8 protein-coding genes and 1 pseudogene are annotated in these 8,824 nt (G+C 71.5%); 5 read left to right on the forward strand and 4 right to left on the reverse strand.

Translation table 11 applies throughout. From position 1 onward, the window contains the following. The 3 genes and pseudogenes from ACLL9L_RS15465 to ACLL9L_RS15475 all read left to right on the forward strand — a co-directional run. A pseudogene (locus ACLL9L_RS15465) lies at positions 1 to 346 on the forward strand (NDP-hexose 4-ketoreductase); the annotation flags it as partial. Positions 347 to 644: 298 nt separating this feature from the next. Beyond that, positions 645 to 2,849, forward strand: a complete 2,205-nt coding sequence (locus ACLL9L_RS15470; RefSeq protein ID WP_411285552.1) for a DEAD/DEAH box helicase — start codon at positions 645 to 647, stop codon at positions 2,847 to 2,849. Beyond that, the gene (locus tag ACLL9L_RS15475) at positions 2,839 to 3,432 is read left to right on the forward strand and encodes an amino-acid N-acetyltransferase (protein ID WP_411285553.1); all 594 of its coding nucleotides are present in this window, start codon (positions 2,839 to 2,841) and stop codon (positions 3,430 to 3,432) included. Before ACLL9L_RS15470 ends, ACLL9L_RS15475 begins: the two co-directional genes overlap by 11 nt. On the opposite strand, the gene ACLL9L_RS15480 is transcribed toward ACLL9L_RS15475, so the two are convergent. From ACLL9L_RS15480 to ACLL9L_RS15495, 4 genes are all read right to left on the reverse strand, one after another. Beyond that, positions 3,422 to 4,096: a DUF2461 domain-containing protein gene (locus tag ACLL9L_RS15480; protein ID WP_411285554.1), complete on the reverse strand. Its 675-nt coding sequence runs from the start codon at positions 4,094 to 4,096 to the stop codon at positions 3,422 to 3,424. The two genes, ACLL9L_RS15475 and ACLL9L_RS15480, sit on opposite strands and share 11 nt — an antisense overlap. A gap of 83 nt (positions 4,097 to 4,179) precedes the next feature. Then, positions 4,180 to 5,157 (reverse strand): ATP-binding cassette domain-containing protein, encoded by a 978-nt coding sequence (locus tag ACLL9L_RS15485; RefSeq protein ID WP_411285555.1) that lies wholly within the window; start codon positions 5,155 to 5,157, stop codon positions 4,180 to 4,182. Continuing rightward, the gene (locus ACLL9L_RS15490; protein WP_411285556.1) at positions 5,154 to 5,957 is read right to left on the reverse strand and encodes an ABC transporter permease; all 804 of its coding nucleotides are present in this window, start codon (positions 5,955 to 5,957) and stop codon (positions 5,154 to 5,156) included. The genes ACLL9L_RS15485 and ACLL9L_RS15490 overlap by 4 nt, the downstream gene beginning before the upstream one ends. After that, the gene (locus ACLL9L_RS15495) at positions 5,950 to 6,756 is read right to left on the reverse strand and encodes an ABC transporter permease (RefSeq protein ID WP_411285557.1); all 807 of its coding nucleotides are present in this window, start codon (positions 6,754 to 6,756) and stop codon (positions 5,950 to 5,952) included. The genes ACLL9L_RS15490 and ACLL9L_RS15495 overlap by 8 nt, the downstream gene beginning before the upstream one ends. A gap of 76 nt (positions 6,757 to 6,832) precedes the next feature. Between ACLL9L_RS15495 and ACLL9L_RS15500 the strand changes: the two genes are divergently transcribed. Together ACLL9L_RS15500 and ACLL9L_RS15505 are read left to right on the forward strand one after the other, a co-directional pair. Beyond that, positions 6,833 to 7,351 carry a gluconokinase gene (locus ACLL9L_RS15500; RefSeq protein WP_411285558.1) on the forward strand — a complete coding sequence of 173 codons (519 nt, stop codon included), beginning with the start codon at positions 6,833 to 6,835 and terminating at the stop codon, positions 7,349 to 7,351. A gap of 25 nt (positions 7,352 to 7,376) precedes the next feature. Beyond that, positions 7,377 to 8,824, forward strand: a 1,448-nt coding sequence (locus ACLL9L_RS15505) for a gluconate:H+ symporter (RefSeq protein ID WP_411285559.1), incomplete at its 3' end; no start/stop codon positions are given.

Raw genomic sequence — 8,824 nt, forward strand, 5'->3', positions numbered from 1 at the left:
CGCCAAGCTCGACTCGCGGCTCAAGGACAAGGACATGGGTCTCGAGCTGACGACCATGGCCAAGGCCCTGTTGGCCAAGCGCGGCTACGACCCCGTGCTCGGTGCGCGCCCGCTGCGGCGCACCATCCAGCGCGAGATCGAGGACGTGCTGTCCGAGAAGATCCTCTACGGCGAGCTCAAGGCCGGCGAGTTCGTGCTGGTGGACGCCACCGGTGACGAGAAGGACTCGACCTTCATCTTCACCGGTTCGCGCAAGGAGGACACCCTCCCGGAGATCCCGGACACCCCGCCCGTCGACACCGTCGGCGGCGGCCCCCAGGACTCCACGGGAGCAGTCTCCGGCTGAGCGGATGACACAGGGCGGCCCCGGGACATCGCTCCCGGGGCCGCCCTGCGTCTGCCGACCGGCGCCCAGGGACGTAGGCTGTCCTTGGGCGCCCCCGGGCACGGTCGCCGCGCGGCGCTCGCAGGAGCAGCGCGACGCGCGGGGCGAGCACCGCCACGGAGCGCCCAGCCCACCGGCCCTCGGGCACCCGGCGCACCAGTGTCAGGTCCCCGTCAGCCCGTTGCGACGACCTGCGCCGCCGGCGCCGTCCCTGTTGGGGATCCGGGCCGTCGACAACCGCCGCGTCACCAGGAGGAGCATGCCGCCCACGGTCCGCCGTCGGACGTCCGGTCGCCCGGGTCCCCGCAAGGGCTCGACCCGCCTCGACGACCCCGCGCCCGTCATCCCGGTCCTCGCCCGCCGGGTCCGAGAGGTCGAGGCCAAGTCCGACAAGGGCAGGGTCGGACCCACGAACCGGACGAAGTTCCAGGTCATCGCCCTGCTGGTGCGCGAGGAACGCGCACGGATCAGGGATGACGCCTCGCTCACCGGGGCAGTGAAGGCCGAGCTGCTCAAACGGCTCGACGGGGTGGCGACAATCCTGGCCCGCATCGCGGCCCGGGACACGAGCCTGCTCACCCTGCTCGACGACAAGGCGACCCCCGGTCCGGCCGCCCAGCGGATCCGCCGCGACTGGCTGCTCGAGTCGGGGGCCGAGCTCGCCCCCGAGGAGCTGGTCATCGCCGTCCCCGAGCCCAGCCGCGCCGCCCCGATCCCGGCGGAGCTCGCGGCCCGGCAGGTCGTGCCCGCCTCGGTGCCGTCACGGGTGTTGGCCAACCCGTTCCTCGCGCCCGACCTGGACCGGGCCCGCGAGCCGGAGTTCGTGCCCGGGCGCCTCGCCGGGTGGGACCTCATGGACCCGCTCTACCGCGCCTTCGAGCAGGGCGCGGGGGGCGCCGCCGCCTCGATGGAGCTCCCCGAGACGCCGCTGTTCGACCGGTTCTCCCCGCCCGGGTCGCAGGTCATGGCCCACCAGGCACGGCTGCTCGAGGCCGTGCGTGAGGGACACCGCACCTTTCTGCTCGCCGACGAGCCGGGTCTGGGCAAGACCGCCCAGTCCGTCATCGCCGCCTCCGTCGCCCACGCCTACCCGATGCTCGCGATCGTGCCCAACGTCGTGAAGATCAACTGGGCCCGCGAGGTGCAGCGCTGGACGCCGCAGCGCCGCGTCACCGTCATCCACGGGGACGGGCGCGACGTCGACGCCTTCGCCGACGTCTTCGTCGTCAACTACTCGGTCCTCGACCGACACCTGTCGTGGCTCTCGACGCTCGGGTTCCGCTCGATGGTCGTCGACGAGGCCCACTTCATCAAGAACCTCAGCTCCCAGCGCTCCCAGCACGTCCTCGCCCTGGCGGACCGGATCCGGGAGAACACCCCCGGCGGCAACCCGCTCCTCATGGCCCTCACCGGGACGCCGTTGATCAACGACGTGGAGGACTTCCACGCGATCTGGCGCTTCCTCGGCTGGATCAAGGGCGGCAAGCCCGGCCCGGACATCGTCCGCCGGCTCGAGGACTCGGGTTACACCCCGGCCGACCGCGGCTTCTACCCCCACGCGCGGGCCGCCGTCATCGACATGGGCATCGTGCGCCGCCGTAAGATCGACGTCGCCAAGGACCTTCCCGAGAAGCGGATCGCGGACCTACCCGTCGAGCTCGATGACGACCTCGGTCGGTCGATCCGGCAGGCCGAGCGTGACCTCGGCCGGCGCCTGCTGACCAAGTACCGTCGGTTGCTCGAGACGCGGGAGGTCGTCGCCGCGGACGACGAGGACGACCTCGAGGACGACAGCAAGGGCGGGGACGGTCACGACACGGAGCTGATGCGTCGGGTCGCCCTCGCCGAGCTGGAGTCGTCCTCCTCGAGCTCGGGCACGGAGAACGTCTTCACCATGGTCCGCAAGATCGGTCAGGCCAAGGCGGCCCTGGCGTCGGACTACACCGCCCAGCTCGCCCGCTCCGTCGGCAAGGTCGTGTTCTTCGCCAAGCACATCGACGTCATGGACACCGCCGAGCGGATGCTCGCCGACGGCGGCCTGCGCACGGTCTCGATCCGGGGTGACCAGACGACGGCCCAGCGCCAGCGGGCCATCGACGCCTTCCAGAGCGACCCGGCCGTCTCGGTGGCGGTCTGCTCGTTGACCGCGGCGGGGGTCGGCCTCAACCTCCACGCCGCCTCCAACGTCGTCCTCGCCGAGCTCTCGTGGACGGCCGCCGAGCAGGGACAGGCGATCGACCGGGTGCACCGCATCGGCCAGGACGAGCCGGTAACGGCATGGCGGATCCTCGCCGCCGGGACCATCGACTCGAGGATCGCCGAGCTCATCGACTCCAAGCAGGGTCTGGCAGCCCGCGCCCTCGACGGCAGCGACGAGGAGGTCTCCTCGGGCGACAGCCTGCAGGTCGAGGCCCTGATCCACCTGCTCGGGCAGGCGTTGGAGGACCCGGCGAATGCTCGCTGAGCCGACGGGTGCCGGCCTCGGCCCGCGAGCCCGCGACGGCGGCGCGCGTGACGACCGCGGTGAGCACCCGGCATACCCCACGCCCGTGGACGTCGCGGTCCGTCGCGCCCGCACCCCCGACGTGCGGGCGATCCGGCGGATCGTCCGGCCGCTGTCGGCCGAGCGCACGCTCATCGCGAAGGACGCGGTGGCCTACTACGAGTCGGTGCACGAGTTCCGCGTCGCCGAGGTCGATGGTGTCGTCGTCGGGTGCGGCGCTCTGCATGTCATGTGGGAGGACCTCGCCGAGATCAGGACGCTGGCCGTGGCGCAGGGCCACGTCCGCACCGGCGTCGGGGCGGCCCTGCTGCGGGGCCTGATCGACGACGCGCGCGACCTCGGCGTGCAGCGCGTCTTCTGCCTGACCTTCGAGACGGAGTTCTTCGGGCGGCACGGGTTCGACGTCATCGAGGGCCGGGCAGTGGCCCCGGAGGTCTACGCCGAGATGCTGCGCTCCTACGACGAGGGCGTGGCCGAGTTCCTCGACCTCGAGCGGGTCAAACCCAACACCCTCGGCAACACCCGGATGCTGCTCACCCTCTGACGACGCGTGGCGCCGGGGCCGCCGAGGCTGCCGGGCCGACATAGTTGGCCAGCCACTCGCCGAGTGGGCGGATCGCCCGCCAGTCCGTCCGGACCCGGCCCACCACCCGTGCGCTGGCGACCCAGGCCGGCATCCCGTGGTCGCGCCAGGCGATGAGGCTCTTGTGGCGCAGCAGCTCGACCCGGGGATGGTCGGGCGCAACGCCCCGGGGCCGGGTCTTCAGCAGGTCGCCGCCGACCTCGAAGCGCTGTCCCCGCAGCTGTTCGACGATCGACTCCAACCGGGTCCCGGCGGCCTCGTCGTCCACGGCCGCCCGGTAGCGCTCCACCTGGTCGGGGGAGTTGTGGAAGGAGCCGCCGCCGGTGGTCAGGCCCCCGGGTCCGACCGCGAGGTAGAGGCCCATCCCGTCGGCCAGCTGGACAATGGCCCCCTGCCGGTCCTTGTAGGGCGTCTTGTCCGTGGTGTAGCGCAGGTCGCGGTGGGGCCGGTAGATCTTGGCCTCCCCGAACTCGGCACTGAGGGCGTCGGTGAGCTCGGTGACGGGGTGCCGCACGCTCGCCTCGTAGCGGTCGGCATTCGCGGCCCACCACTCGCGGGTGTTGTGCTCGGCCAGCTCCGTGTAGAAGGCCGCCGCGTCGGCCGGGATACCCGCGAATCCGCTCATGTCCGAGAGGGTATGCCGGTCGGCCGGGTTGGCACGACCGTCGCATCGCCGCAGGCCGGTCTCGATGGGGGTCCCGCCGGGCCTCACCGGGTCGCGGACCAGATCCGCCGCACGACGTCCTCGATGTCGGGTTCCTCGATGGTCAGGTCGCGCACCTCGGCCCGGGCGCTGACGGCCGCGAGCACAGCGGCCGCAGTGGTCGCCTCGGCGTCGAACGCCAGCCGCTGGCGCAGACCGTCGCCCTCCGCCGTGAGCAGCGACGTGTGCGGTATGCCGTGCAGCGGCGGGGTGGGTGCGGCGAGGTCGACGACGAGCACCCGCCGCGCCCCGACCCTGCCGGCGAGACCGGTGAGGGTGCCGTCGAAGGCCAGCCGTCCGTGGTCGACGACGAGCACGCGGTCACACAGCCGCTCGATGTCGCCCATGTCATGGGTCGTCAGGAGCAGCGTGATGCCGCGCTCGGCGCGCTCGCGGCGCAGGAACTCACGCAGGCGCTGTTTGCTGAGCACGTCGAGCCCGATCGTCGGCTCGTCGAGGACCAGCAGGTCGGGGGAGTGCATCAGCGCGGCGGCGATCTCGGCCCGCATCCGCTGGCCCAAGGACAGCTGCCGGACCGGCGTCCGGAGGGTGTCGGCCATCTCGAGCTGGTCCACGAGCACGCCGGCACGGGCCCGGACCGCGGCCCCGTCCATGCCGTGGATGGCCCCGAGGATGGTGAACGACTCGTGCAGCGGCAGGTCCCACCACAGCTGGGTCCGCTGTCCGAAGACCACGCCGACCCGCCGCGCCACGTCCGTGCGCCGGCGCACCGGGTCGAAGCCGCAGGTCCGCACCGTCCCCGAGGTCGGGCGGAGGATGCCGGTGAGCATCTTGATCGTCGTCGACTTCCCGGCGCCGTTGGCGCCGATATAGCCCACGGCCTCGCGGGGTTCGACCCGGAACGTCATCCGGTCGACCGCGGTCAGGTCGTCCCCGCGCCGCAGCCCCGCCCCGCGCCGTCGGAAGACCCTGGTGAGCTCCTCGACCTCGATGATCGGTCCGGACGTCTCGCTGCTCCTCATCCGCCTGCTCCTTGGTAGTGCCTGGTCGCGATCCGCCACAGTGTCAACGCCACACCCCACGCCGCGGCGGCGATGAGCGGTGTCAGCCACCCGAGCCAGGTCGGCAACAGGTCGGCGCCGGGGACGTCGAGGATGATGACCGCCGGCAGGTAGGCGATGAACGCGGCCGGGATCACGAAGGTGAAGAGGATCCTCAGCGGGTTGGGGAAGACCTGCGCCGACTGCTGCGCGGCATACGCGCCCCCGTAGGTGAACCCGTTGGTGAACTCCGACCCGTCGACGAGGAAGAACTGCAGGGCGCTCGCGGCGGTGAAGAGGGCGCCGACGATGGCGGTGCCGGCCACGATCGCGATCACGAGCATCGAGACGGTGGCCGGCGACCAGGCGATCTCGTTGTGCCACAAGGCAATGACGAGCACGACCACGGCTACACCGAGGCGGCCGAACCGTCTCAGTGACACGTCGCTCGTCACGAGCTGCGCGAGGAGCGGCAGCGGACGCAGGTAGAACGCGTCGATGGTGCCCGCCCGGATGTAGGTCGGCAGGTTGTCGAGGTGGCCGACGACCATGTCGGCCACGGAGAACCCGATGTTCGACAGGGCGAAGACGAGCAGCGCCTGGGTGAAGGTCAGCCCGCCGAGCCGCGGCACGTTGTGGAAGATGACGTAGACCTCGGCGAGCTCGGTCAGCCCGACCATCACCGTACCGATGACGTCGGTGGCGAACGAGGCCCGGTAGGACGTCTGCGCCCGCATCCGGGCCCGCAGGATCACCCCGTATGCCGTGAGGTTGCTAGCCACCCTGCACCTCCAGCCGGCGCCGCCCCAGCCTGGTCATGACCTGCCCGAGCGCGAGCGCTGCCGTCGCCCAGAGCAGCTGGGTGAGCAGCAACGGTAGGGCGTCGGCCGGCGAGGCCCGGCCACTGAGCAGGTCGATGGGCGTCTGGAGCATCGACGGGAACGGCGTCGCGTGGGCGATGAGCTGGAGCCAGTCGGGGAACCAGTGGACGGGCACGTAGAGCCCACAAAGGAATCCGCTCACCACGACATAGGCCAGTTGAGGCCCGCGGCTCTCGACGAGCCAGAAGGAGGTGAGGTTCACGGCATACCGGCAGCCGAACGAGATGAGGACGGCGAGCAGCGTGCTCAGCAGCGCAAGCGGCCACAACCACGGGCTCTGGGGGAGGGCGATGCCGAAGGTGACCGCCCCGATGAGGATACTCGGCACCCCCCGCGCGAGGAACTGCAGGACGGCTCGACCGAGGTCCGTGGCGAGGTAGGCGACCTGGGGGTCGATCGGTCGGGCGAAGTCGACGGCGATGTCGCCTGACCGGACGCGGGTCGCGACCTCGCTCCACTGGAAGAGGTTGACCGAGGCGATGAGTCCCTGTGACCACCAGACGAACGAGCTGATCTCACCGGCGTCGTAGCCGGCGATGCTCGTGCCGGCGGAGGCGAGCGCGGCGAGCAGGATCGAGGCCCGGATCAGGCCGAAGACGGTGTTCGTCGTCAGGCCGGCGAGCGTCGCGAGACGGTAGGTGGAGTACCGGCGAAACCCTGCACGGGCCAGGATCCAGGTGGTCTTGGCGGTCCGGCGCACAACTGCGAGAACTTACCCCCCGCCGGGGCCGCGAGCAAGGGGTCGGCGTCGGCCACCGCTCGATAAGGTGCTCGGCATGAGCGACGTCGACCTCGTGGTGGTCATGGGCGTCTCCGGCTCCGGCAAGACCACGGTGGCCAGGGGGATTGCGTCCAGCATGCACTGGCTCTTCGCCGAGGGCGATGCCTTCCACCCCGAGGCCAACGTCCAGAAGATGCACAGCGGCATCCCGCTGACCGACGAGGACCGCTCGCCGTGGCTGCGCCTGGTCGGCGAGTGGATCTCCGAGCAGGAGTCGGCGGGCCGCTCGGCGGTGATCACCTGCTCGGCGCTGCGCCGGGCCTACCGCGACCTGCTGCGCGAGGGACGCCCCCACGTCCGCTTCTGTCACGTCAGCGCCCCCCAGGACCTGATCCAGGATCGCCTCGACCTCCGGGCCGGCCACTACATGCCGGCGTCGCTGCTGCCCAGCCAGATCGCGACCCTCGAGCCGCTGCAGCCGGACGAGCCCGGGGTCGTGGTCTCGGGAGACGGCTCCCAGGCCGTTGTCCTGGCCAGCGCCCTGAGTGCGCTCGGCCTCACCCCACCTGACTGACCACCCCCCACCGCCCGGAGGTCCCATGAGTGCCCTCTCCCTCTTCTCCACCGCTGACCCGGCACCCGTGTATGCCGGGAACGGCCAGCTCGTGCTGGCCTGCCTCCTCGGGATCGCCACCGTCGTGGTGCTCATCACGGCCGCCAAGGTCCACCCCTTCCTGTCGCTGATCCTCGGGTCCGCGGTGCTCGGCGCGGCGGCCACCATGCCCCCGTCGGTGATCACCGCGAGCTTCGTCAAGGGCTTCGGCGACACGGCCGGCGGTGTCGGCATCCTCATCGCCCTCGGCGCCATGATCGGCAAGCTGCTCGAGGACTCGGGCGGGGCCAACAAGATCGTCCAGACCATCATCGGGCGGGTCGGGCCGGGCAGGCTGCCGTGGGCGATGGCCCTGATCGCCGCGATCATCGGGCTGCCACTGTTCTTCGAGGTCGGGGTCGTGCTGCTCGTGCCCGTCGTCCTCCTCGTGGCGCGCCGGGTCAACCTCTCGGTGATGAAGGTCGGCATCCCCGCCCTGGCCGGGCTGTCCGTGCTCCACGGACTCGTGCCTCCCCACCCCGGGCCGCTGACCGCGATCGCGCTCCTCAAGGCTGACCTCGGCATCACCCTGCTCTACGGCCTCGTCGTCGCGGTGCCGACCGTCATCGTCGCCGGACCGCTGCTGGCTCGCGTCATCGACACGTGGGTGCCCAAGGCCGCCCCGCTCGCCGTGGGGGCCCCGGCCGAGGGGAGGCCCGCGTCCGTCTTCCGCAAGGGCGCGGGCGCCCGGGCCCGCACCGAGCGGTCGGCGACGGCGACAGCGACCAGGGCCGGCACCGCGGGGACGACCCGCTCGGTCCCCTTCGGCGCCGCCCTCATCAGCATCACCCTGCCGGTGCTGCTGATGCTCGCCGACGCCATCGCCAGGTTGAGTGTGCCCAACGCGAAGTCCGGCGTCCGGGTGGTGCTCGACCTCGTCGGCAGCCCGGTCCTGGCCCTGCTCATTGCGACGATTGTCGCGTTCTTCGCCCTCGGCCTGCGCTCGGGCATGAACCGCGAGCAGATCAGCGCCTCCCTCGGCGGCGGGCTGCCCGGGATCGCCGCGATCCTGCTGATCGTCGCCGCCGGTGGCGGGTTCAAGCAGACCCTCGTCGACGCCGGCGTCGGCACCGTCATCAAGGACTGGGCGACGGGCATGAACCTCTCCGTCCTGCTCCTCGGCTGGCTCGTCGCGGTCGGGATCCGGCTCGGCACCGGCTCGGCCACCGTCGCGACGATCACCGCGGCCGGCATCGTCGGTCCGCTCGCGACGACGCTGACCTCCAGCCACCTGGCCCTGCTCGTCCTCGCCATCGGCTGCGGGTCGCTCTTCTTCAGCCACGTCAACGACGCCGGCTTCTGGCTGGTCAAGGAGTACTTCGGCCTCACCGTCGGCGAGACGATCAAGTCGTGGTCCGTGATGGAGACGGTGATCTCCGTCTTCGGTTTCGTGCT

Origin of the sequence: Lapillicoccus sp., from assembly GCF_046595215.1 — a bacterium.
In the GTDB taxonomy this organism is placed as follows: Bacteria; Actinomycetota; Actinomycetes; order Actinomycetales; family Dermatophilaceae; genus Lapillicoccus.

Coding starts and splice junctions, on each gene's coding strand:
- ACLL9L_RS15470 (WP_411285552.1), top strand. CDS start 645: ATGCCGCCCACGGTCCGCCGTCGGACGTCCGGTCGCCCGGGTCCCCGC.
- ACLL9L_RS15475 (WP_411285553.1), top strand. CDS start 2,839: ATGCTCGCTGAGCCGACGGGTGCCGGCCTCGGCCCGCGAGCCCGCGAC.
- ACLL9L_RS15480 (WP_411285554.1), bottom strand. CDS start 4,096: ATGAGCGGATTCGCGGGTATCCCGGCCGACGCGGCGGCCTTCTACACG.
- ACLL9L_RS15485 (WP_411285555.1), bottom strand. CDS start 5,157: ATGAGGAGCAGCGAGACGTCCGGACCGATCATCGAGGTCGAGGAGCTC.
- ACLL9L_RS15500 (WP_411285558.1), top strand. CDS start 6,833: ATGAGCGACGTCGACCTCGTGGTGGTCATGGGCGTCTCCGGCTCCGGC.